The organism is Saccharibacillus sacchari DSM 19268 (assembly GCF_000585395.1).
GTDB classification, from domain to species: domain Bacteria; phylum Bacillota; class Bacilli; order Paenibacillales; family Paenibacillaceae; genus Saccharibacillus; species Saccharibacillus sacchari.
In genome coordinates this window covers 1,573,774-1,597,143 of sequence record NZ_KK073875.1, presented here as the reverse complement: position 1 = coordinate 1,597,143, position 23,370 = coordinate 1,573,774, and the positions used below count along the sequence as shown (strand labels likewise).

General features: G+C 51.1%; 22 protein-coding genes, 1 riboswitch and 1 other annotated feature. Of the genes, 14 read left to right on the top strand and 8 right to left on the bottom strand.

Annotation, left to right across the window (positions count from 1 at the left end):
* Positions 1–8: 8 nt before the first annotated feature.
* Entirely contained in the window at positions 9–1,067 is a 1,059-nt protein-coding gene (locus tag SACSAC_RS06860) for an LCP family protein (RefSeq protein ID WP_037284856.1), read from the bottom strand.
* Positions 1,068–1,350: 283 nt separating this feature from the next.
* On the opposite strand from SACSAC_RS06860, the gene SACSAC_RS06855 reads away from it, so the two are divergent.
* From SACSAC_RS06855 to SACSAC_RS06835, 5 genes are all read left to right on the top strand, one after another.
* The gene (locus SACSAC_RS06855) at positions 1,351–2,391 is read left to right on the top strand and encodes an ABC transporter ATP-binding protein (protein WP_037284855.1); all 1,041 of its coding nucleotides are present in this window, start codon (positions 1,351–1,353) and stop codon (positions 2,389–2,391) included.
* Positions 2,384–3,178 carry an ABC transporter permease gene (locus tag SACSAC_RS06850; RefSeq protein ID WP_037284853.1) on the top strand — a complete coding sequence of 265 codons (795 nt, stop codon included), beginning with the start codon at positions 2,384–2,386 and terminating at the stop codon, positions 3,176–3,178. Before SACSAC_RS06855 ends, SACSAC_RS06850 begins: the two co-directional genes overlap by 8 nt.
* 4 nt (positions 3,179–3,182) lie before the next feature.
* Positions 3,183–3,968, top strand: coding sequence for an ABC transporter permease (locus SACSAC_RS06845; RefSeq protein WP_037284851.1), 786 nt, complete (start codon positions 3,183–3,185; stop codon positions 3,966–3,968).
* 620 nt (positions 3,969–4,588) lie between these two features.
* Positions 4,589–5,047: a thioredoxin-dependent thiol peroxidase gene (gene bcp, locus SACSAC_RS06840; protein WP_037284850.1), complete on the top strand. Its 459-nt coding sequence runs from the start codon at positions 4,589–4,591 to the stop codon at positions 5,045–5,047.
* Between the two features lie 376 nt (positions 5,048–5,423).
* Entirely contained in the window at positions 5,424–5,663 is a 240-nt protein-coding gene (locus SACSAC_RS06835; RefSeq protein WP_037284848.1) for a hypothetical protein, read from the top strand.
* A 120-nt stretch (positions 5,664–5,783) separates the two neighbouring features.
* Here the strand turns inward: SACSAC_RS06835 and SACSAC_RS06830 are convergent, their stop codons facing one another.
* Positions 5,784–6,593, bottom strand: coding sequence for a DedA family protein (locus SACSAC_RS06830; protein WP_084777947.1), 810 nt, complete (start codon positions 6,591–6,593; stop codon positions 5,784–5,786).
* Between the two features lie 194 nt (positions 6,594–6,787).
* Between SACSAC_RS06830 and guaA the strand changes: the two genes are divergently transcribed.
* Both guaA and SACSAC_RS06820 read left to right on the top strand, forming a co-directional pair.
* On the top strand, positions 6,788–8,326 hold the full coding sequence (gene guaA, locus SACSAC_RS06825) for a glutamine-hydrolyzing GMP synthase (protein WP_037284846.1): 1,539 nt from the start codon (positions 6,788–6,790) through the stop codon (positions 8,324–8,326).
* Positions 8,327–8,637: 311 nt separating this feature from the next.
* On the top strand, positions 8,638–10,020 hold the full coding sequence (locus SACSAC_RS06820) for an ATP-binding protein (protein WP_037284844.1): 1,383 nt from the start codon (positions 8,638–8,640) through the stop codon (positions 10,018–10,020).
* Between the two features lie 227 nt (positions 10,021–10,247).
* Here the strand turns inward: SACSAC_RS06820 and SACSAC_RS27515 are convergent, their stop codons facing one another.
* Entirely contained in the window at positions 10,248–10,604 is a 357-nt protein-coding gene (locus SACSAC_RS27515) for a LysE family transporter (protein WP_425414834.1), read from the bottom strand.
* 140 nt (positions 10,605–10,744) lie between these two features.
* Between SACSAC_RS27515 and SACSAC_RS06810 the strand changes: the two genes are divergently transcribed.
* Together SACSAC_RS06810 and SACSAC_RS06805 are read left to right on the top strand one after the other, a co-directional pair.
* Positions 10,745–11,206 carry an SMI1/KNR4 family protein gene (locus SACSAC_RS06810; RefSeq protein ID WP_245608594.1) on the top strand — a complete coding sequence of 154 codons (462 nt, stop codon included), beginning with the start codon at positions 10,745–10,747 and terminating at the stop codon, positions 11,204–11,206.
* Between the two features lie 133 nt (positions 11,207–11,339).
* Positions 11,340–12,536 (top strand): Bcr/CflA family multidrug efflux MFS transporter, encoded by a 1,197-nt coding sequence (locus SACSAC_RS06805; RefSeq protein WP_037284840.1) that lies wholly within the window; start codon positions 11,340–11,342, stop codon positions 12,534–12,536.
* A gap of 139 nt (positions 12,537–12,675) precedes the next feature.
* On the opposite strand, the gene SACSAC_RS06800 is transcribed toward SACSAC_RS06805, so the two are convergent.
* From SACSAC_RS06800 to SACSAC_RS06780, 5 genes are read right to left on the bottom strand one after another with little or no spacing between them, the layout of a single operon-like run.
* Complete coding sequence (locus SACSAC_RS06800) at positions 12,676–13,734, bottom strand: sulfate/molybdate ABC transporter ATP-binding protein (RefSeq protein ID WP_037284838.1); 1,059 nt, start codon at positions 13,732–13,734, stop codon at positions 12,676–12,678.
* Entirely contained in the window at positions 13,724–14,599 is an 876-nt protein-coding gene (gene cysW / locus SACSAC_RS06795; RefSeq protein ID WP_084777945.1) for a sulfate ABC transporter permease subunit CysW, read from the bottom strand. Before cysW ends, SACSAC_RS06800 begins: the two co-directional genes overlap by 11 nt.
* Before the next feature lie 3 nt (positions 14,600–14,602).
* Complete coding sequence (cysT, locus tag SACSAC_RS06790) at positions 14,603–15,466, bottom strand: sulfate ABC transporter permease subunit CysT (protein WP_051506929.1); 864 nt, start codon at positions 15,464–15,466, stop codon at positions 14,603–14,605.
* A 55-nt stretch (positions 15,467–15,521) separates the two neighbouring features.
* Positions 15,522–16,616: a sulfate ABC transporter substrate-binding protein gene (locus tag SACSAC_RS06785; RefSeq protein ID WP_342666493.1), complete on the bottom strand. Its 1,095-nt coding sequence runs from the start codon at positions 16,614–16,616 to the stop codon at positions 15,522–15,524.
* 48 nt (positions 16,617–16,664) lie between these two features.
* Positions 16,665–17,705, bottom strand: coding sequence for a LacI family DNA-binding transcriptional regulator (locus SACSAC_RS06780; RefSeq protein WP_037284835.1), 1,041 nt, complete (start codon positions 17,703–17,705; stop codon positions 16,665–16,667).
* 249 nt (positions 17,706–17,954) lie between these two features.
* Between SACSAC_RS06780 and SACSAC_RS28185 the strand changes: the two genes are divergently transcribed.
* The 5 genes from SACSAC_RS28185 (at position 17,955) to SACSAC_RS06760 (ending at position 22,221) form a co-directional block, all read left to right on the top strand.
* Positions 17,955–18,131, top strand: a complete 177-nt coding sequence (locus SACSAC_RS28185; protein ID WP_169833755.1) for a hypothetical protein — start codon at positions 17,955–17,957, stop codon at positions 18,129–18,131.
* 148 nt (positions 18,132–18,279) lie between these two features.
* Positions 18,280–18,891: a DUF1349 domain-containing protein gene (locus SACSAC_RS06775; RefSeq protein ID WP_037284833.1), complete on the top strand. Its 612-nt coding sequence runs from the start codon at positions 18,280–18,282 to the stop codon at positions 18,889–18,891.
* A complete protein-coding gene (locus tag SACSAC_RS06770; protein ID WP_037284831.1) occupies positions 18,888–19,937 on the top strand; it encodes a leucine-rich repeat domain-containing protein in 1,050 nt (349 codons plus the stop codon). Before SACSAC_RS06775 ends, SACSAC_RS06770 begins: the two co-directional genes overlap by 4 nt.
* A 14-nt stretch (positions 19,938–19,951) precedes the next feature.
* Positions 19,952–20,329 carry an MmcQ/YjbR family DNA-binding protein gene (locus SACSAC_RS06765; protein ID WP_051506928.1) on the top strand — a complete coding sequence of 126 codons (378 nt, stop codon included), beginning with the start codon at positions 19,952–19,954 and terminating at the stop codon, positions 20,327–20,329.
* 243 nt (positions 20,330–20,572) lie between these two features.
* Positions 20,573–20,672: riboswitch (purine riboswitch) on the top strand.
* Positions 20,673–20,829: 157 nt separating this feature from the next.
* Positions 20,830–22,221: an NCS2 family permease gene (locus SACSAC_RS06760; protein WP_037292240.1), complete on the top strand. Its 1,392-nt coding sequence runs from the start codon at positions 20,830–20,832 to the stop codon at positions 22,219–22,221.
* A 719-nt stretch (positions 22,222–22,940) separates the two neighbouring features.
* Positions 22,941–23,315: a sequence feature (16S ribosomal RNA rRNA prediction is too short), on the top strand.
* Positions 23,316–23,370: the final 55 nt, after the last annotated feature.

Genomic DNA, 23,370 nt, shown 5'->3' with positions numbered 1-23,370 from the left:
CGACGATTTTATTGCGGTTCTCCTGTGCCTTCGCCCAGCGCTTCGTTTTTGGTTCCCGAAGGAGCGGGCACGGATCGATCGGGCATCGGCGCGTCTTCTTGCTCTTCCGGCCCGGCGTTTAGCGTCTCTTGGACGAATTCTTTGAGCTTGTCGTTGTTTCTGACGGTCAGTACCGCCGCGCCGCCGATCGTTTCTTCGCGCAGCAGGCTGTTCGGAGGGATCTGCTCGCTGCCGCCCATTTTGCTGTCGTAAGCTACGGTCGCAAGCTTCCACATGTCTCCGACGCTCAAGTTGGTATCGATATAAGGGTTGACCTGCTCCAAAATGTCCGGCAGATTCATGATCGAGGTAGACGATTTAAGCTTTTCCGCAACTGCTTGAAGGAACTCGCGCTGTCTGCCCGTTCGGCTGAAATCCGACAACCGGTCATGCCGGAAACGAACGTATTGGAGCGCCGTTCTTCCGTCCAGGTGCTGCATGCCTTCTTTGAGGTCGATATCGTATTGAGGCCCGTCGGCCGCGCTCAGGTATTTCATGTCTTTTTCGACGTGGAAATCGACTCCGCCCACGGAATCGACCAATTTGATGAATCCTTCGAAATCCGTATATACATAGTATTGAATCGGGATGCCCAGGAGGTTGCCTACGGTTTCCATGGCCGTGTTCGGTCCGTGCGTAATGGCGGCGTTGATGCGTTGTTTGCCGAAGCCCGGAACGTCAAGGTAAGTATCGCGCATGATGGAAAAAATATTGATGGTTTTTTGTACGGGGTCGATCGAGGCGACCAGCATGGTATCCGAACGCGGAATATCGTCTCCCATGGAATCCCGACCGTCCACGCCCATCAAAAGAATGTTCACGGGTTCGCTGCCTTCCCATTTCGGCGGTTCTTGGGCTACCGTCGTCTCGGTGACCGGAAGACTGCGGAACGGAGAACTGTCGCCGACCTTTTGCAGACTCGCCACTTGATTATATAAATTAGAGAAGTAATAGGCCGCGTAACCTCCTGCCGAAAGTACAATAAGGGCGAAAGCCCAAATGATCGCGCGTTTTTGATTCCTTGTCATTCGTTTCTTCCTTTCCGTTTTAAAATGAGAGTGCCCGAACGCCGATTGCCATTGTTGCATCCCTACATTATAATTTTTTTCGGAGCTGCAAGCAATTGACCGTTTTTGCCCGCATTCTTGGTGTATGGTTAAGGACGTTGATGCATAAGCAATGCGCTGCCCCATCGGGAAACAGCGTCTTACAGGCAGAATACCCCCTTATTTTCGGCGTGAACCGCACGGAAGCGTCCTTGACGCAAAATATGGGCATCCACCTAATGTGGACCCACAGAAAGGAACACATATGAAAGCCATTGAAGTTGAACATTTAAGCAAGATTTTCAAAGTACAAAAAAGTCGAGGCGGCCTTAAAGGCGCTTTGCAGGATTTATTTTCCCGTCAGTATAACGAGGTTGCGGCCGTCAACGATATCTCGTTTTCCATCCCCGCAGGCGAAATTTGCGGGTACATCGGCGAGAACGGCGCAGGCAAGTCGACCACGATCAAAATGCTCACCGGCATCCTCGTTCCGACCGCGGGCAAGCTGAACGTCGGAGGCTACGTGCCGCACGAGGAGCGCGAAAAGTTCGTGAAAAATATCGGCGTCGTGTTCGGTCAGCGGAGCCAGCTCTGGTGGGACATCGGCGTGATCGAGTCGTTCGGCCTGCTGCGCAAAGTGTACGGCGTATCGGAGCAGGATTACAAAAAGCGTCTCGACGAGTTGGTGCAGCGCCTGGATCTGGGCGATCTGCTCAGCCGTCCTGTGCGCAAGCTCAGTCTCGGCCAGCGCATGCGCTGCGAGCTGGTCGCCGCGCTGCTGCACAATCCGTCGATCGTATTCCTGGACGAACCGACGATCGGGCTAGATATCATCGTCAAGACGGAAATTCGCGAGTTTTTAAAAGACATGAACCGCCAGCACGGCACGACCATTCTGCTTACGACGCACGATTTGCAGGATATCGAAGCGCTCTGTTCCCGCGTCATCATGCTGGACGAAGGTCGCATTATCTATGACGGCGGTCTCGATACGCTCAAGACGCGTTGGGGACAGGGGACGCGCGTCACGTTGCAATTCGGCACCGCTTGTCCGCTGGGCAGATTGCAGTCGCTGACGTCGGATCTGCATGTAAGCTGGACTGCCGACAACGATCTGCACGCCGAAGTACTGGTTCCCGCAGAACTGAACGTATCGGACGTGCTGGCGAAGATCGTCGGGCAGCCGGACATCGCGATCACGGATATCAAAATCACCGAAACGACGACCGACGAGATCGTGCGCCAGATTTATCAGACCGGATCGGCCACGAAGGAAACGCAAGGCGGGACCGTCAGCCATGCTTAGTGCTTACACCGATTTTATCCGCATCCGTTTCCTGACCATGCTGGCTTACCGGGTCAATTACTACTCGGGCATTCTGATCTATATGCTGAACATCGGCGTCTACTACTTCACTTGGCAGGCGATCTACGGAGACCGGGGCGAGATCGGCGGCTTCACCGCGTCCCAGATGACCACTTACATCGCGGTGTCGTGGATGGCGCGCGCCTTTTACTTCAACAATCTCGACCGCGAGATCGCGACGGATATCCGGGACGGTTCGATCGCCATCCAGTTTATTCGTCCCTACAACTATTTGTTCGTTAAAATGATGCAGGGGTTCGGCGAGGGATTGTTCCGCTTCACCCTGTTCATGATTCCGGGTATGCTGCTGGCGCTGCTGCTGTTCCCGGTCCGGCTGCCGAGCGATCCGATCGCCTGGGTCGGCTTCCTGGTGATGCTGTTCTTCAGCTTCCTCATTAATTCGCAGCTGAACATTTTGACCGGGCTGATGGCTTTCTTCGTGGAAAACAACGAAGGAATCATGCGCATGAAGCGGGTCATCGTGGACCTGTTTTCCGGCTTGGTCATCCCGATCAGCTTGTTCCCCGGTTGGCTGAGCGCGATCATGCAATGGCTGCCGTTCCAAGCGATCACGTATTTGCCCGGCTCCGTATTCACGGGACGCACGCAGGGCACGGGAATTCTCGAAGTATTCGGTATTCAGGTTGTTTGGTTCGTCGCTCTGCTGATTCCGATCTTCTTCATGTGGCGAGCGGCGCGCAAGCGGCTGTTCGTGCAAGGGGGTTGAGCGAATGTATTATATCGGACTCGTATTTGAATATCTGAAGAATTATATGAAAACAAGGCTGACTTACCGCGCGGACTTCTGGGTCGAGGTGGTCTCCGATCTGCTCATGCAGGCGAGCAACCTGATCTTCATCTTCGTCGTGTTCGGCCATACCAACTCGCTGGGCGGTTGGAGCGAAGCGGAAGTGGTGTTCGTGTACGGATTCTTCATGGTTCCGTTCGGCTTGTTCAGCTGCTTCGTCAACCTATGGAACTTCAGCGACCGTTATATCGTCAAAGGCGAGATGGACCGTATCTTAACCCGTCCCGCGTATAATCTGTTCCAGATCTTTTTGGAAAACATCGACCCGCCGGGCCTTATCGGTTCGCTGATCGGGATTATCATCATGATCATCAGCGGCGGCCAGCTCGGCCTGGAACTGGTCTGGTGGCATCTGCCCGTCATGATTCTGTTCGCGATCAGCGCAACCTTGATCTACACCGGCATCTATATCGCGCTGACGTCGCTGTCGTTCTACTCGGATTCGCCGACCGGCATCATCCCGCTGATGTACAACATCCAGAACTACGGCCGCTACCCGGTGACGATCTACAACCGGGCGATCCAGTTCCTGTTAACATGGATCCTGCCGTTCGCGTTCGTCGGCATCTATCCGGCTTCGCTGTTCTTAGGCAGGGAAGAAATGACGCATATGGCATGGCTGACTCCGGTGATGGCGGCGATCTTCCTGACCATCGGCTTGACCAGTTGGAACGTGGGCGTGAAAAAGTACCGGGGTGCGGGGTCGTAGGAGACGCTCCGGGAGAAGGGAGAACCTTCCGCTCGCTGTCTTGGCCAGCCTCAAAGGCGATCTTCAGGCTCTCCCTTCTCCCTCCGCTACGCCCTGCTGCCTCGATAGTTTTTCTTTTTAGGTATAGAAAGAAGCGAGTCTTATTATATAGACTCGCGGTTAATGATGGAGGGCAACACCAAGATCGTGCGGTGCGGTTTGAACTTTACTCAAATTCTTGAGCAGGATCCGGACGCCGGCGGTTCGATAGATACGAACCTCGGCGTGAAAGGCGATAAGTGATAAGGCAGGGAATATCGAATTGAACCTGTAACAAATTAAGTGATAAAATAAGAGATACATCATTTAAAAGCGCGTACTGCGCGGGAAGAGTCGGCTAGCCATGCCGGCTCTTCTCTATCCCTAAAAAATCTAGTGCGCCGAGGTAAGCGGAGGGGGAAGGGAGCTGAAGGAAGCTAAAGGCTTTCCGAAGGAAAGGCACATCGGAAGCATACGCTGGCTCGCCTTTGACATTCGATTCCAACCTATAGAAATATAATCAAGAAATCGAATGTAGACAGCGACCCGCAAGCCCCTTCCCCCGCAGCGCCTCCACACCACCAAAAAGGAGCGACTCGCAAATGGTACAACTCAACGAAAAAGTACAAGATTTCACCCTCCCGGCAGTAGGAGGACAATCCATCAGCCTCAGCGACTACAAAGGCAAAAAGCTCGTTATTTACTTTTATCCGAAAGACATGACGCCGGGCTGCACGCAGCAGGCTTGCGATTTCCGGGATTCGGAAAGCTACTTCACCGCGAAGAATGCGGCCGTGATCGGCATCAGCGCGGACGACGTGAAATCGCATGAAAAGTTCGGAGCCAAATATGAACTGCCGTTTCCGCTGTTGTCGGATACGGAGCACGCGGTCAGCGAACAATTCGGCGTATGGCAGCTTAAGAAAAACTTCGGAAAAGAGTACGAAGGCATCGTGCGTTCAACGTTTTTGTTGGATGAAGAAGGAACGCTTGTCCGCGAATGGCGGAAAGTGAAAGTAGCCGGGCATGTCGACGAGGTGCTGCAAGCGCTTGAAAATTGAGTGTTTTGACCTACAAAAGTACCGTTTTTTGCAAATTAACGTGCATATGCGCCTAAATCATGAAAAATCGTTTGAGAAAATTCGGAAAAACGTTTAAATTTATGTTAGGAAATGAAAATCCCATTAAATTTTCAAAGTCTGACCTTAGAACAGGGGGGAATTCATAAATAAAGTCGGACGGCGGGGGATTCCCGGTTTTGATCTCGGAAGCGGGAACGCTGTGCGCAAATCAATCTGTTGGGCAAGATTCTGTCGTATTTCAAGTCTACTATGAGAAACATTCTTGATTTGAGGTGCGTACCGCAAGAAGTCCGGGAGTCGGCGGGGGCCGAAATACCGGGACTTGATCGATTTTTTGGGGAGAGGGGAATTTGTTATGCAAATCATTCCGGCATGGGTGAAAGTGGATCACAATTCTTACAACGCGAAACTTCGGGGAATCTACAAGAACGTACGGGAGAACGACATCACGGCAGCCTGCGAACAAGCCAAGCGTTTGTATATGGATTTGCTTGAAGATATGGAGATTCGAGGAATCGAAACGCCTGCTGCTCAAGAAGCAGTTGCAGGCGAGCAGTCGGAACGTGAACGTCAAGCTGCCGGAATCGGCGTTTAACGTCACGGATTCACTGAACTTTTTTTGCAGAAATCACATGATCATGAAATCAAAAAATTCCTAGGTCATTACGACCCGGGAATTTTTTGCGTGCAGCCAAGGCATACTGAAGTACGCGACCTATCGCTTTACCATCCTGGGACGCGACTTCAATACAATCCTTGCGGGAAAACGTCCAGGTTGCATGCGTACGATGTGGCAGTGTTTTAAACGGATACGCATTTGTGCAGTTTGAGCCAAAACCAACCTTTTGATCGGCTGCGGAGTTTTTGACGGTTGATTCGTTTTTTGTTGCTTACGGCCTTTGAAAGCTCGCGGAAGCGAAGCCAGCACTGAAGCGGTCATTGCCCGATAGCGGAAAATAATAAAACCGAGCACGAGCAGCACCAATACGGATACGATCCAGACGGCGTAGTGTTCGGCCAGTTTGAACGCGACCGACCACTGCGGCCCGAAGATTTTTCCGAGGCCGAGAAAGAGCAGCGTCCAGAACAAAGCACCCGTATAAGCGTAAGCGGCAAACTTTTTAAAAGAGATATTCATGATGCCCGCCAGATATCCGGTGAAGTGGCGCACGCCCGGAATGAAGTAGCCGAAGAAGATCAGGCCGGGGCCGTATTTATCGAAAAAGGTTTGCGTTTTGAGCAGTTTGCTTTCCTTGAAAAACCAGCCGCCGAAACGCCGAAGGAAAGGCAGCCCCGCTTTTTTGCCGATAAAGTAGGTGGCGGTCATTCCGATCGTGGTGCCGAGAAAAGCGACGATCAGCAAAATATCGAATCTCAGCGAGCCCATGTAGGAGAGGTAGCCGGCATAGGCCATCGTGGTTTCTCCGGGAAAAGGCAGGGCAATGAATTCCAGAAACAATCCGAGAAACATGACCAAATAGCCGTACTGCTCGAACAACTGTTGAACCATTTTGAATATTTCCATAGGTCGTCAAACTCCTTTGAACGATGAATGCGGCGAACATTTTTCTCAATTTTACGATATTTGGTACGGAAAAATCCAACTTCGCTCGCCAAAGGCTAACGACTTGCGCAAGTAAGCCCTTACCTCGCCTTTTTTTCTTGCGGTATGTCAGGTCCATCGGTATAATTAGCGACAGTAATTAAGGGAGGCGTGACATGAATAAACCGAACGAACTGATTGTCGTACTCGACTTCGGGGGACAATATAACCAACTGATTGCCAGAAGAATTCGCGATCTGGGCGTATTTAGCGAGCTAATGCCGTACAATACTCCGGTCGAGCGTATTCGGGAATTGAATCCGGCGGGTATCGTCTTCTCGGGCGGGCCGCTTAGCGTATACGAAGAAGGAGCTCCGCACGTCGATCCTGCGATCTACGATCTGGGTCTGCCGATCTTCGGCATTTGCTACGGCATGCAATTGATGGCGCAGCAGCTCGGCGGCAAGGTAGAGCGCGCCGGCAAACGCGAATACGGCAAAGCCGACGTCGATTTCCTGCACAACAGCATCCTGACCAAAGGCCTCGACAGCAAGCAAACCGTCTGGATGAGCCACGGCGACCATGTCGTGACGCTGCCGGAAGGCTTCGTGCTGGAAGCGGGCACGGAATCGGCGCCGATCGCAGCGATGAGCCATCCGACTCGCAACCTGCACGCGGTACAGTTCCACCCGGAAGTACGCCACTCCGTGTACGGCAACGAAATGATCAAGAACTTCCTGTATGAAGTATGCAAATGCAGCGGCGACTGGACCATGGAGTCGTTCGTGGAACAGTCCATTCAGGAAATCCGCGAACAAGTCGGCGACAAAAAGGTATTGTGCGCACTGAGCGGCGGCGTCGATTCGTCCGTCGTGGCGATGCTGATCCACAAAGCGATCGGCGATCAACTCACTTGCATGTTCATCGACCACGGACTGCTGCGCAAAGGCGAAGCCGAGAGCGTTATGGAGACTTTCGTGGGCAAGTTCGACATCAATGTCATCAAGATCGACGCGCAAGAGCGCTTCTTGAGCAAACTTGCAGGCGTGGATGATCCGGAGCAAAAACGCAAAATCATCGGCAACGAGTTCATCTACTGCTTCGACGAAGAATCGGCCAAGCTCGGCGATTTCGCGTTCCTGGCACAAGGCACGCTGTACACCGACATCGTGGAAAGCGGCACGGCGACGGCGCAGACGATCAAGTCTCACCATAATGTCGGCGGATTGCCGGAAGATATGAAGTTCAAATTGATCGAGCCTTTGAACACATTGTTCAAAGACGAAGTGCGTAAAGTCGGCGAAGAGCTGGGTCTGCCGCACGCGATCGTTTGGCGTCAGCCTTTCCCGGGTCCGGGTCTGGCGATCCGCGTTCTCGGCGAAGTCACGGAAGAGAAGCTGACCATCGTCCGCGACTCCGACCTGATCCTGCGCGAAGAAATCGCGAAAGCCGGTCTGGAAAGCGAAATCTGGCAATACTTCACGGCGCTCCCGAACATGAAGAGCGTAGGCGTCATGGGTGACGCGCGTACGTATTCGTACACCGTCGGCATCCGCGCCGTAACCTCCATCGACGGCATGACCGCCGACTGGGCGCGTATCCCGTGGGACGTCCTGGAGAAAATTTCGGTCCGCATCGTTAACGAAGTGGATAACGTTAACCGCATCGTGTACGACGTGACTTCGAAACCGCCTGCTACGATCGAGTGGGAATAGGGTTTTAATAGATAAGAAAAAACGACCTCAAGTGCTAGACGCTTTGAGGTCGTTTCATGTTGTTAAGAAAGTCACGTTTGCGGGTGAAGCGAAAAGACTCCGAGAGAAATTCGTTCCGGTCGCGTGTTGAAATCGAGAAAAGGGATTAAATTTTAGCGGAATTTTCTCGATTTCAAAGGCGAACATTCCATTCCTTCACTGAATTTCTCTCTCCGCCTTTTCGCTTCCAGCTATATTTGAGCTTTCTTGACACCTTTATCTATGATACGAGTGTTTTTTGCTAAAAATATTAAAAATTTTAGGAGATTATTATGTATAACTCATTAGAGAAGTTTTTTGAATTAGTTGAAAATAAAACAGAAAATAATAGATGGGATTATAAAAGAGAGATCCACTTGAATCCAAATAATTCATTTGCAAATTTATTAAAAGATATATTAGCATTTGCAAATAGTGGTGGGGGTTGGCTGGTACTAGGTGTTGATGATGAAGGTAACATATCAGGCATTGGCCATAATAAAATTGATCCTACGTCGCTCAGTGAAAAAATAATGAGTACGATTAATCAACAAATAGTTTTTGAATTGAATTATTATGATCTTGAAGTTGATAAAGTAGTTGGTTTATTGTACATCTACGATTCGGAAGAAATTCTAGTTTCACCGAAAAATTTGAATGATGAAAAAAATAAAGCGATAGTTAGTGAAAATACTATTTATTATCGCCGTAATGCTAGTTCAACTAAAGCAAACATGGATGATTTAAATTTACTTATTTATAAAGTGAGTCGATTGGGAAAATATGAGTTCAAGTCGGAAGACTTAAGGTTGCTTAATAATAAGAAATCAGAATACTCAAAATTTAAGCAAGAAGATCAGTTTTATAAAGGTGAATTCAAGTTTAGTGTATCTGGATTTGCTGAAAAATTGAATAATATTTTTAACTTACATCAGTCTGACTATACTAAGTATGAAATGGGAATTTTGCTGGGGTTAGAAGTTAGTGCGATTGATGATTATTTTGAAGGTAAGAGATTTCCTAAATTAGAATACTTATTAAGAGCTGTTGAAATCTTTGATCTGCCACATGATTATTTTTTTCAAACTACAATTGGTATGGAGAAACCTTTCATTCAAAATCCGCTTATAACTTTTGCAATACTTCAGAAAACTGAGAATAAATCAGAATTGTTTAACTATGGTTTTAGTAATGCATTTCAAAAGATTTTTAATGATACGGCTAAAAATTTTTCTGTCTTTAAAAAATGGTTATATTGTGATGATAGAGAAAGTTTAAAACCGAAATCTAATGAATGGGAGTCGTTATTTCATCTGAATGTAAGAATGTATGAAGAATATGAAAAGTATTTAGAAGATATTAGCGAAGAGTTATATTTTAAATTCAAAGAACATTTAAAGGCGCAATATTACAAAGAGATAGAACGTACTCCAGATATTGATGAAAGATTCCTTAACGAAGCGATTTACACAAGCTTAATATCTAGTGATAACGACTTTGTGTGTAAATTCATATCTGAATTGATTAAAACTATAGATGTAGTAGATGATAAGTTGACTATAGAATATAACTTTTTATATGAAGTGCAAAACAAAATTGCCAGATTTAGAAGCTATGATAGTGAACAGATGAAAGTGCAATTTGAAAGTCAAAAAAATTTAGACGAGCTGTTATAACAGCAAATATATAAACTCCTGTATTTCCAGCGAACTCTATCGCAGAAATCAACGGGAGTCTTTTTAATAATCTTTAAACCATGAGTGTACAAAGCAACAGCAACAAAACAAGAAGACGCCACAGAGTCATTAGTAATCACCGGTATACCCGGCCTTGCGGTAATACGACATAGTGGCAACATGCAAAAACTCAAAGTTATTCGTGGGAAAAGGGCTTTTGCGAAGACTTAAGCCTTTATGTAATCCATCAAATCCGTAATAAACTCATAAACGAAATACCCGGCAAACCCGATCAGTAGCAGCCCCGCCGCGACCGATACCCACTTAATCGCGGTACGGTTCAGCACTCTTCGGCTTACCGCCACGATTGACAACAAACCGACGTCGTGCAGCAGAATTCCGCTCAGCACGCCCGCCGCAGCCAACGCAAAAGCGACCGGATTCGAATCGTTGTAGGAATCGGACAGAACGGTGCCGAAGACGGACACCCAGAAGAGGAGGTTGCCGGGCGAGACCGCGACGAGTAAGCCGTTTCGATAGGTGCGTGCTAACGCTTTTTGCGTTTTTTCGTCGGCAGGCGTGATGTCGTGATCCGCATTTCAAATGGAGTGGTATCCGAGGTACGCGAGAAAAGCGGCTCCGACCAGCCAGAGCGGCATTTGTACATATGGCAGGGCACCGAAAAATGGAAATTGACAGCAGAGGAGGAGACATTCCTTTGAAAATGGAAGAGATCGAGGAGTTATTGGCGGAAACCTACGAAGCTTGGGGACAAGACGGTGTGCAGCCGGAGTCGGAAAAAGAACTAGAAATGTTCGAACAACGTCACGGCATTTCTTTGCCCCAAGAATACCGTTCACTGTTAGCGAAGTTCGGCGCATTTCGTTTTGCCGAACCGGAATTGCACGGGCTCAAAGAGCAAGAATGGGCTTATCCTGCGTCGATGGAACTCATTACCGAATATCGAAATCAGGGTGCGATTCAACCCGCGACGGAGCTGTTTCCGATCGGCGGGTTCGGCGACGGAGACTTGCTGGTCCTTCAATCGAACGGCGCCGTATACCGGCTGTATCATGACGGATACGACGAATCGCCGTTGGAACTGATTGCCGAGGACTTTGCGAGTTTGCTGGCGGAATTGTCGGAGTTCGCGATGGATACCTACCGCGCGATACATGGAAAATAATAAAGGATAAAATTAAAAATAAATAGTGTTCACTTAGTAACCGAGGTCATGTATAATCTGGAATCAGGTTGCTAAGTGATCCGTAACCTGGACAAATAGATTAGATCAAGAGGGGCTGGAGAGTTAGACAATTATGAACAAGAGTACAAGTAGTCGGTGGAGTGTTATCGGTCTGGCTTTGTTGCTGGGTGTATTTTCGACGTTAGGACCGTTTACGATTGATATGTATTTGCCCGCGTTCCCCGAGATCGCGAAAGATTTCGGGACGAATGCGTCTTTGGTTCAATTCAGCCTCACTGCTTGTTTGTTAGGGCTGGGTATTGGACAGCTTATTGTTGGCCCGCTCAGCGACGCTTACGGCAGACGCAGACCGTTGCTGATCGGCATCATTGCCTACGTCATCGTTTCGTTGGCGTGCGCGTATTCTCCGAATATCGGCACGTTGATCGTACTCCGTTTTGCACAAGGATTTGCGGCTTCTGCAGGAATCGTCATTTCGCGCGCGATTGCCCGCGATCTGTACAGCGGTCATGAACTGACCAAATTTTTCTCTCTGCTGCTGCTTGTAGGCAACCTGGGACCGTTGGTCGCTCCTATTGCCGGAAGCGGAGTGCTTAAATTCACGACATGGCCGGGCGTATTTCTTTCCTTGTCGATTCTGGGCGTTTTCCTGTACCTCATGACGCAATTTCGTTTGAAGGAGAGTCTTCCTTCCGAACGACGCGTATCACCGAATTTCAAGTCCCAGCTTCGCAATTACGGCGCGATGCTGCGCGATCGGAAGTTTTTAGGATACATGTTGGCACAGGGCATCCTGACGGGAGGGGTATTTGCCTACGTGGCGGCTACACCTTTCGTTTACCAAAATATTTACGGCGTTTCACCGACAATGTTCTCCGTGTTGTTTGCCTCCAACGGAATCAGCTTAATGATCGGTTCTCAAATCGTCGGGCGGATCTCGCATCGGGTTCCTGAGCAGAGGCTTATGGTTATCGGCTTATGGATGGCTCTCATATCGAGTATTGTCGTGGCAGGGGTTACGATTGTCGAAGGACCGCTGCTTGCTTTGGTTATTCCTTTATTCTTTTTCGTATGTTCGATCAGCATCACTTCCACGGCGGCTTTCCCGCTTGCCATGGAGAGCCAGTCCAAAAATGCAGGCAGCGCCGCTGCACTGCTCGGTCTTGTACCGTTCGCGCTGGGAGGATTGGTCGCGCCTATCGTCGGAATCGCGGGCGAAGATACGGCTGTTCCGCTTGGCTTTACTTTGATGGGCACGAGTCTCCTTGCGATTCTCGCTTATGTTATGCTTGTAAGAAAAGCGGAATAGATATGGATTCAATCTGAAAAAAGACAGCCGCTTCATGCAGCGGCTGTCTTTTTTGTCGAGCAAATTCTTTTTGTGGATCTCCCGCAGCGGTCCGCTTTTCTAACGAACAGGACTTTCCTGACGTATCCGGACAGTCGCATCAAATAAACACCGTATTTTCGTCCTTCAACCGTACGTTCTCCGCCAAATGAACTTTATCTTCATTATAGAGATATAGCCGATAAATAAGCACGCTGACCTTTTCGCCGGGCAGTAGAGGTTCTTCTTCCGGGGAACGGTGGCCGATCAGGCGCATGCCTTTGACGTTCACGTGGACTTCGATCAGGCTGCCGCGGAAAAAGACGTCTTCCACGATTCCGTCTTCGCTGGCGTGCAGGATCGGCTGTTTGCCGTGTTTGGTGATTTGGATCAGCTCGGGGCGGATCACGGCTTGGTCGTAACCGCTGTACGTCTCGAACCCGTGCAGCGTTTCGTGGCGGTCCAATACCAGCGATTCGCCGATAAATCTAGCGGCGAAAGGGGTGGCGGGGGACTTGTAAATATCGGCGGGATTGCCTTTTTGCTCGATGCGGCCGCCGTTCACGATCACGATCTCGTCGGCGACTTCGACCGCTTCGTCCTGATCGTGCGTCACGAAGATGCTGGTGATGCCGAGCGAATTGATCGTTTCGCGCAGCCACAGCCGCAGCTCTTTGCGGATTTTGGCGTCGATTGCGGCGAACGGCTCGTCGAGCAGAAGCAAATGCGGATTGGGCGCGAGCGCCCGGGCGAATGCCACGCGCTGTCTTTGCCCGCCTGAGAGTTGATGCGGATAGCGGTCCTGCAAACCTTCCAAGCCGACCAAGTTGATCAGTTCGTTGACGCGCTGCTTGATGAATTTTTTATCCTTTTTTTCTACCGTCAGCCCGAACGCTACGTTATCGAAAACCGTCATATAGCGGAACAGCGCATAGTTTTGAAACACGAAGCCGATCCCGCGTTTGCTGGCCGGTACGTCGTTCACCCTTTTGCCGTCGATCCAAATGTCTCCGGAATCCGGATGCACCAATCCCGCCAGCGTGCGCAGGATCGTCGTTTTGCCGCTGCCGGAAGGGCCGAGCAGGCCGACCAGTTTGCCTTTTTCGATGGAAAAGGATACGTCGTTCAGCGCCCGGAATCCTTTGAACTCTTTGTTTACGTCCTTCAGCTCAACGTACATGTTCGCTTTCCTCCTTGCGGCCTTTGAATTCGACGATATTGCGCAAAATCAGAATGATGATCGCGGTCACGACCAAGATGGACGATACAGCAAATGCTGCGGTCAGTTGGAACTCGTTGAACAGGATCTCGATATGCAGCGGAAGGGTGTTCGTTTTGCCGCGCAGATGTCCAGAGACGACGGAGACCGCGCCGAATTCCCCCAACGCACGCGCCGTACACAAGATGACCCCGTACAGCAGGCCCCACTTGATATGCGGCAGCGTCACTTTGCGGTAGATGGTCCACCAGTTTGCACCCATCAACGCCGCCGCTTCTTCTTCGTCGTTGCCCTGCGCCTGCATGAGCGGAATCAGCTCGCGGGCGACGAAAGGGAAGGTGACGAAGATCGTCGCCAGAATGATGCCCGGTACTGCGAAAACCACTTTGAGATCATAAGCTTGCAGGAAATCGTACGCCCAACCGATCCGGCCGAACACGAGGATGAATACCAGACCCGCGATGATCGGAGAGATGGCGAACGGGATATCGATCAGCGTCGTGAGGAACTGTTTGCCGCGAAAATGGAACTTGCTGATTGCCCAGGAAGCGAAGAGTCCGAAGATGGTGTTGCAGACCACGGCCACGACGGTCGCGAGCAGAGTGAGTTGAAGCGCCTTAATCGCATACGGATCGGTAATTGCCCCGGAAAACACTTCCCACCCTTGCTTGAGCGCGTACACGCAGACCGTAATGAGCGGCAGCACTAGCATAATGAGAATAAAAGCGACGCCCAGCCCGATCAGGATAGACTTGGCCGCTTTACCCGAACCGCGCGGTTTTTCTTGGATACGGTTGGAGGCTTCGGCCGGATTTGCAAGATTCATCGGTCATTCCGCCCCCTTTGCCGCATGATTGAGTCTGGATTGGATAAAGTTGATCGCGAACAGCGTCAGGAACGAGAATACGATCATGACGAGCGCGATCGAGGTTGCCGCGCCGTAATTGAACTGTTCGAGTTTGCTCATGATGATCAGCGGCACGATTTGCGTCTCGTACGGAATATTGCCCGCGATAAAAATAACGCTGCCGTATTCGCCGAGTCCACGTGCGAACGCCAGGCCGAAGCCGGTGAGAAGTGCGGGACGAATTTCGGGAAACACGACTCGGCGAAATGTCTGCCAACCGCTCGCTCCGAGCATCGTCGCCGCTTCTTCATACTGGCCGTCGAGCTTTTCGAGTACCGGCTGAATCGCGCGCACGACGAACGGTATCCCGATAAAGATCAGCGCGATCGTAATCCCGATCGGCGTGTACGCGACTTTGATGCCGATGCCCGCAAGCAGTTTGCCGATCCAGCCGTTGTCCGAATACAGCGTCGTGAGCGCAATCCCCGCAACCGCAGTCGGCAGCGCGAAAGGCAGCTCGATCAGGCCGTCGAGTATCCGTCTGCCGGGAAACCGATAGCGCACCAAGATCCAGGCCAGGATCGTGCCGAACAATGCGTTGACGAGCGCGGCCGCCAATGCGCAGATCAGGCTGACCCGGTAAGCGGCGACCGCTTGAGGATCGGAGATCGCTTTCCAGAAATCCGCAGGTCCGACGCCGGACAGCACGACGAAGATGGAGAGCAGCGGAATCAGGACGATCAAGCTGAGCATAGAGATGGTAATACCCATCGATAAACCGAAACCGGGAATGACCCGGTTTTTTTTACGCAAACGCTTGCTGCTTACCCACTTGGCTTGTCCCATGCGCCGACCTCCTTTTCCCGCGACTCGGCTTCCTTACTCAAGCAAGAAGCCGTCCTCATTTTTGATAAATCTGATCGAAGATCGCGCCGTCCGCGAAGAACTTCTCCGTGGCCGCTTCCCAGCCGCCGAAATCGTCGTCAATCGTGACCAGCTTCAGATCCAGATTGAACGTGTCCGAGAACTGCGCCAAGATATCGGGATTGGACGGACGGTAGTAGTTTTCGCCCGCCAGCTTTTGCGCTTCGTCGGAGTAGAGGTATTGCAGGTACTCGGTAGAAACTTCTTCGGTGCCGCGCTTTTTGGCGATTTCATCCACCACCGCGACCGAAGGCTGGGCCAAGATGCTGATGCTCGGCGTTACGATCTCGTAGTCGTCCGGATGCTCCTTGATCGACAGGAACGCTTCGTTTTCCCAAGCCAGCAGCACGTCGCCCTGGTTGTTTTCCACGAACGTCGTCGTCGCGCCGCGCGCTCCGGTGTCCAGTACCGTTACGTTGTTGTAGAGGCTTTTGATGAACTCGGTCGATTTGGCTTCGTCCGCGCCGTCATGCGCTTGCGCATAAGCCCATGCCGCTAGGAAGTTCCAACGCGCGCCGCCGGACGTTTTCGGATTCGGAGTGATGATCTCGACGCCGCTTTTCACGATATCGTCCCAGTCTTTGATGCCTTTCGGATTGCCTTTGCGCACCAGGAACACGATGGTCGAGGTGTACGGCGAACTTTGCTTGTCGAACTCGTCGACCCAGCCCGGTTCGATCAGGCCGCCTTTTTCCAGCTCCGCCACGTCTTGCTCCAGCGCCAGCGTTACCACGTCGGCTTCGTTGCCTTCCAGCACCGAACGGGCTTGTTTGCCGGAACCGCCGTGCGATTGGATGATGCTGACGTCCTGACCGCTTTTTTCTTTCCAGTGCGTCTGGAACAGCTTGTTATACGCATCGTACAGCTCCCGGGTCGGATCGTAGGAGACGTTGGTGATTTCCACGGATGCCGAAGCCGGCGTTTCGCCCGATGCCCCTTGCGCTTCCGCCGTGCTTCCGTTACTCGGCGCGTTCGAACCGCAAGCCGCGAGAGGCGCCACCGCCACCAGAAGAGTCAAACCGAGCACCGTCTTTTTTCGCCAAGCATTCATTTGAGCCAATCGAAATCCCATCATCGTTTCCTCCTTAACAATCTGTGATCGTGCCTTGCCAGACTTGGATCAGCGGATTTGCTTTTTCTTTTCCGGCTTTGCGGTGCTTTCGCGAACGAGCAATTTATGCGGCAAAAAGATTTTCATCGGCAAACGGTGTTCTTTATGGATGCGGTCGAGCAGCGTGCGAACCGCCACCTTGCCCATCTCTACCTTCGGAATGCTCACGGTCGTGAGCACGGGGGTCAGGTACTGCGCAATCTCGATATCGTCCATGCCGATAATCGAGAGTTGTTCGGGTACTTTGATGCCGGCTTCGACGAAGCGTTTGATTGCCGCGATCGCCGTGACATCGGTTGCGCAAAAGATCGCGGTCGGCAGCGGCTCGGCTCCGCGCAGCAGATACTCCGCGCCTTCATAGCCGCCCGGACCGTCCTGCGTTACCGAAGCGATCAGCGACGGGGCGGCATCGAGTCCGTATTCGCGCACCGTATCGGAGAACGCGCGGTAGCGGATTTCGCTTTGCGTTTCCCCGATATAAGCGATGCGCCGATGTCCCAATTCGATTAGATGCTTTAAGGCCGTCCTCGCCGCCTCGTAACCGTCGCACACGATCTGATCCCATTCGGCATCGATCACGTTGCGTCCGACGTACACGATGTTTTTGTAATGCTTCTCGAGGAGCGCGCGGGTTTTGTCGTTCAGGCGTCCCAGCACGATCGCGCCGTCCGCTCGCGGAATTTCGGTGCGCCTGCCGAACGGGTCGTTTTGCAGATCGAAAATGGAATAATAGGCGGATACGGTGCAGCCTTTTTCCAACGCCTGCTGTTCGATCGCTCTGGCGGTCTGGGCAAAAAACGGATTGTCCTCCAGATCCCGGGTGCGCCCCAGAATGCAGGAGATGGTGGTACATCGATGTACCGCCTCTTCCTTTTTCCCCTGCTTCAGCTCGCGCGCGGATTGGTTCGGCACGTAACCGGTTTCGTGAATGATCTTCCATACCCGATCGCGCACCGTTTTGCGGGCGAAGCTGTCGTCGGGAGAATTGATAATCCGCGAAACAGTAGACGTCGATACTCCGGCCAGCTCGGCAATCTCCTTCAAAGTCATGTTCGCGCTCCTCTCGGCGGCGAGTTATAAATCATACTAATTTCATTGGTTTAATATGCGTTATTATAATCCGGCCTGTAGAGAAACTTCAACGGGAAATAAGTATAACGTTTGCGGAATATTGAAATTGCTGCTGCTGAACGCTTCCTGCCCTTTTGCTCATTGCTATAAATTCCTGTACAATAGTAGAAATGCAAAAAAGGGAAATGGTACATATTATTAAATTTAATCATTGAAGGAGTGTTAGCTATGCAAACTTGTTCAAACTGCGGCGGTACCGAATTCAAAGAAGCGATTCAATATGCGAAAGTCAAACCTGCCGATCAAAGCAAAATGGCACTCAAAGGCTCGGAAGTGCTGTTGACTTTCTGCGTGAGCTGCGGAACGGTTTCCAATGTTCGTTTGACGAATCCGGCCTTTGAGTAAACGAGCATGATGATCCGAACGGCTTTTCCCGCATCAATGCGGGGAAGGCCGTTTTATTTGGATGCGTATCGATAAAATCGGATATAATTGAGACAATCGCAGGAACTTGTTTTTTTCTCGTATCTCATATACCGAAAGGGGAAACGACATGCAATACATACCGCAACATATCGACAAGCTTCAAATCATGACGCAGCCGCAAAAGCTGGAGCCGACAGAGGAGCGCTTAAAGCTGCATACCCTGCCGGACACCGACTTTTGGCTCAAAACCCACTACGGCTTCGAACGGTACAACGGGCATGTTCTATATGACGAGATCGCCGGAGATTTTGAGGCCGTGACCGAACTTCAGATGGAACCGCGCTACACGTTCGATCAAGCCGGACTGTTCGTCGAAGTCGATCGGGACAACTGGTTGAAAACGTCCGTGGAGTACATTCCGAACGCGCCGTCGCATCTGGGAGCCGTAGTGACGCGCGACGGCTATTCGGATTGGTCGACGCGCAATGCCGCAGCCGATCTATTCAAGCAGCGCCTGCAATTCAAAGTCGTGCGCGAAGGGAATGATTTCCTTATCTATGCGCGGACGGCCGGCGAGGAATGGGAGCAGCTTCGGATCGCCCATTTGCGCTGCCCGGAAGGCCAAGCGCTCAAGGTTGGTCTTTATGCGGCAAGTCCGGGTACGGAAGGCGGGTTCGAGACGGCGTTCCACAGCTTTGAGGTTAACGCGCACAGCCGGAAGGCAGGGGAACATTCTTGATCGAGCAGATCGGGACGGGCGGACGCATTCAATTGCAAAAAAGTTGGACAGCGGGCGATTTGCGCAATCTTGCCGCCGAGCCGTCGCTGCGTACCGTGCAGTATAGCGAATCCGAAGCGCCGGATGCGCGGCTGTCAAAGCTTCTGAATGAAGAGTTGTTTGCCGTACGCCCGGACGTTACGCTGCGAATTTACGGATTTCATGGACAAAACGCTAAGCTATCCGTGTTAACCGCCTTGCCTTTTGTGGAGAAACTCTCTGTCGATTGCTCGTCAAGAGTCGAAGGATTGGAGCATCTGGGAAGTTTGGAAAATCTGCGTGAGCTGGAATTGGACGTGTTTGAATTGGATTCTTTTGATGCGCTCCATGGGGTGACAAGCCGCTTAACGCGAATAGGTTTGGGAAAAACCCGTTCCAAGAAACCCGATTTGTCGGTGCTGCGTCGGTTCCATGGTTTGAAAAGAGTTGAATTGCACGGCCATAAAAAAGGGATCGAGACGATTCGGGAGCTGCAATCTCTTCAAGAGCTGTCCGTGCACGGCATTCCTTTGGAAGAGCTGGGCTTCTTGAGCGAATTGCCTAAGCTTGCTTCATTATCGATCGGCCAAGGCAAAGCAGAGAGCCTGCAATGGTTGGACGGACTGCCGGGTCTGAAAAAGCTCAGAATTTTATCGGCCCAAAAGCTTGTCGACCTTCATATGCTGACGCATTTGAAAGAACTTGAGCGGCTTGAAATCATCGATCAACCTCTTTTGAAGACGCTGCCCGATCTCAAAAATCTTCAAGCGCTCCAACTGGTAGTCTGCAACAATGTAGGCCTGGAGGATTTGGACTGGATATTGACGGCTCCGAAGCTCAATCGGCTGGCTTTCCGGGAAGTGAAGACGTTGGATCCGAGCGTTTTCGAGCAATTGATTGCAGCGCGTCGCCCTGATAAATTGTCGGTTTCGATGGCGAAAGGAAGCAAGCATAAAGAGGTGCAGGCTATTTTGGAACGGGAAGGATTGTTCGAGCGGCAGGCTTGGTGGATTAAATCCGGATTTTGAAGGGGGATGGATCAATGCTTACGGACGAATGGATTCGAGAAACAAGTTTGGCGCTGCCGGGAACCGAAGCTTTTTTCAAAGAGGAATGGGGAAGCCTGCTGTATCGGGTCGGAGGGAAGTACTTCGGGATGCGAGGGCAGAACAGCGAAGGGCGAGAGATTTTGACGCTGAAGTGCGATCCGCGGTTGGCGGAAGAGTATCGCGAACGATATGCGCAGATCGTTCCGGGCTATTATTCGAATAAGTCGCATTGGAACAGCATATTGCTGGAGCAAGAAGGGTTGGAAGCCGAGTTTGTCGCAGGCATGATTCTTCACTCGTATGAGTTGGTACGGCGCGGCTTGCCTAAGAAAGTTCGGGACGAATTGCCGCCTTTAGAAAACAAGAACTAAAAACCGAACATTCTCTTTTCGAATATAGAGATTGGCGTTGACGTTTTGTCTGAGATTTTGCACGATCTCGGATAAAACGTTTTTTTATTGGCGGGTTTTTGGATAATTAACGAACGTTTAAATAAAACCCTCTTTTAATCATTCGTTTTTTGTTGACAAGATTTTGTTGCTGTCCTAGAATGTAACCTGTGAAGCCGACGAGTACTTTGCCAACGCTAAAGTGCTCGAAAGGCGGATAAGGTAACCGACAATTGAAATAGTGTTCGTATAATTCCGGGGATAGGCTCGGAAGTCTCTACGTGATCACCGAAATGATCTCTCTACGAAACGGGAAAAAGCGAGCTTGCGGCCATGGCGTTCCGTCGTCCGGCGCAACGCTTTCGCGTTTTCTCAGTTCTAAGGAGTACCGGGGGCGATCTAATCGAACCCGGTCTCTTTTGTCGTTCCACAAGGTCTTGCGCATTTATATTCAGAGGGGGCAAACGGGCAACATGGGTAACATGGAAAAGTTCTTTAAACTCAAAGAACACGGCACGACATTCAGAACGGAAATCATTGCCGGTCTGACTACGTTCATCACGATGGCCTACATCCTGATCGTGAACATTTCGTTCCTCGGTCCGGACGGCGCGGGAATTCCGGCTTCCGGCGTATTCTTCGCAACAGCAGTCGGCGCAGGCCTCGTAACGATCCTGATGGGTCTTTTCGCCAACATTCCGGTCGCGCTGGCTCCGGGCATGGGGCTTAACGCGTACTTTATGACCGTCGTTTTAAGTTCGAACGGCGCGATTACATGGCAGGCCGCACTCGGCGCGGTCTTCATCTCCGGTATCATTTTCATTATCTTGACGGTAACCAAGGTCAGACAAATGTTAATTGTGGCGGTGCCGTCCTCGATCAAGGCGGCAATCACCGTAGGTATCGGTTTATTCGTTACCATTATCGGGATGAAGCTGGGCAACATCATTTCCGCTTCCGCAACGGTTACGGGGATCACGGACGTCGCGCAGCTGCAAGCTCCGGTAACAGTGCTAGGCTCCAACTTCCAGCTGGCCCTCGGCGACTTCATGCATCAGAAAGACACGCTGCTATCCCTGATCGGGATTTTCATCATCGGCATTCTGATGGTGATGCGCGTTCGCGGCGCGCTGCTGATCGGTATCGTATTAATCACGCTGATCGGCATTCCGATGGGCGTAACGAACCTGAGCGGTCTGACTACGGGAAGTTGGCTGCCGTCGCTCGGCGATCTGGCTGTCGGTCAGCTGGATATCATGGGCGCTTTGCAATTGGGCCTGTTCGAGATCGTGTTCGTCTTCACCTTCGTTGAATTGTTCGACACCTTCGGTACGCTGGTCGGTACGGCCGAACGTGCCGGATTGATGAAGAACAAAGAAGAAGGCGAGAAAAAGATCGGCAAAGCGATGCTGGTCGATGCGGTCGGCGTCAGCACGGGTGCGGTTCTGGGTACGAGCACAATCACTTCTTATGTAGAAAGTACGGCAGGTATCGCGGAAGGCGGACGCACGGGTCTGACTTCCGTAACGACAGGCGTGCTGTTCTTGCTGGCGATGTTTATCGCTCCGCTGGCATTGGTTGTACCTTCGGCAGCAACGGCTCCGGCGCTGATCATGGTCGGCGTTCTGATGATCTCGCAAGTTCGCAGCATCGAATGGGACGATATGATGCACGCGATCCCTGCTTTCCTGACGATCATCTTCATGCCTTTCACGAACGGTATCGCAAACGGGATCTCGATCGGCATTCTGTCTTATGTGGTATTGGGCGGAGTGAGCAGCTTGTTCACGAGCCGCAAAGTGAAGATCCACTGGCTGATGTGGGTACTGGCCGTTCTGGTACTCGCGCGCTATGTATTCCTCGGCGGAGAATAATCGTACGTTCGGATCATGAAGCAACCTACAAAAAGAGAGCATTATTATAGAGAGAAAACATCAAAGGGGAAAACGATCGGATTTGGCAGCCTGTCTCGAACTTGAGACAAGCTGCTTTTTTGTTTGCCCTATTTATTCATTACGTTCATATAGTAGATACGCGTGCGAATTGGATACAAAGTTTGAGAAGCGAGTCGCAGACTTAACGCAGCTGATGGACACAGAAGCAAAAGTCGGCCTAATTAGGCCGGAGGATACCAGGGTCGCACATATTAAAGAGGCTTAATCTACCATATAAAAGGCTTGAATAAAAAGCTTGCTTTGCTTTAAAGTGCGTGCTATAGTCTAGGAACGGCCTTGAGAGAGCGCCGGTGCGGTTCGAACAAGTGAGCGGGTCAACAGGAGATCGAAAAGGAAGCTTCAAACGAAGCTGAAAAAAAGATTTCAAAAAAAGACTTGCAAAACGAAAACGAACGTGCTAATATATAAGAGTTGCTGCTGCGAGCGAAACGCTGAACGGCAGAAACGAGAAACACGGTTTGCTCCTTGAAAACTGAACAGTAAGTGAGTCGCGATGATGAAGATCATCGTGAGAATATAGATTCTTGAGCAATCAAGAATCGCCAACGTTTTAAACGAGCACATCGTGCTTTCTTTTAAACGGCGACTTCGGTCGCCACCTTAATGGAGAGTTTGATCCTGGCTCAGGACGAACGCTGGCGGCATGCCTAATACATGCAAGTCGAGCGGACTTGATGAGAAGCTTGCTTCTCTGACGGTTAGCGGCGGACGGGTGAGTAACACGTAGGCAACCTGCCTTTCAGTTTGGGATAACTTCCGGAAACGGATGCTAATACCGAATACATCATCTTCCGGCATCGGAGGATGAGGAAAGACGGCGCAAGCTGTCACTGAGAGATGGGCCTGCGGCGCATTAGCTAGTTGGTGGGGTAACGGCTCACCAAGGCGACGATGCGTAGCCGACCTGAGAGGGTGAACGGCCACACTGGGACTGAGACACGGCCCAGACTCCTACGGGAGGCAGCAGTAGGGAATCTTCCACAATGGGCGAAAGCCTGATGGAGCAATGCCGCGTGAGTGATGAAGGTTTTCGGATCGTAAAGCTCTGTTGCCAGGGAAGAACGTCCG